Source organism: Amycolatopsis sp. cmx-11-12, from assembly GCF_046269425.1.
In the GTDB taxonomy this organism is placed as follows: Bacteria; Actinomycetota; Actinomycetes; order Mycobacteriales; family Pseudonocardiaceae; genus Amycolatopsis.
Genome location: NZ_JADNQM010000123.1, coordinates 1 through 551, shown reverse-complemented (window position 1 = coordinate 551; position 551 = coordinate 1). Strand labels below are relative to the sequence as shown.

Here is a 551-nt window from a genome sequence, read left to right as displayed (position 1 = left end):
TCGGCGGAAAAGCGGTCCCAGTGCACTAAACCCTGTGATCCGACGTTGAACCCGTACAACACACCGGCCGGTGCGGCGACACTGGTCGGGTCTGCTGGTGGAAGGTCCGGTGAGGTGAAGGGGAACGCGGCTGCCAGAGCGCTGGTGTCGAAGGTGCGGCGCATGCCGATGAGATCCAGCGCCAGCGGCAGGGTGGACACCCAGCCCTGCAACGACCGGTAGGTGGTCGGCTGAGCGTTCATCAGCAACGACGCCGCGAGCGCCCGCACTGCGGCGACCTGTTCGGTGAGATTCGCTTCGCTGCTGGCGTGCACGGTCAGATACAGGCCGAGCCGGTACAACTTGCCTTCGCCGCGGGCGACGCGGGCCGAGAGGTCGTAGGCGTCCTCGGTGGCGGCCTCGACCATCGGGTCCACCAACCGTCCCTTGTCCGAGGTGTGTCGCCGCCCTGACTCCAGCTTGGACAGCTGGCGCTTGAGCCGGTTGGCGGCGGTGACGGGATCGATCGGTTCGATGTGCAGCGACACATCGACACGGCCGGGATAGGACAG

General features: G+C 66.8%; 1 pseudogene. It reads right to left on the bottom strand.

The features are described 5' to 3' along the window. Positions 1-551 (bottom strand): annotated as a pseudogene (locus tag ACLARN_RS44180) (conjugal transfer protein TraC); the annotation flags it as partial.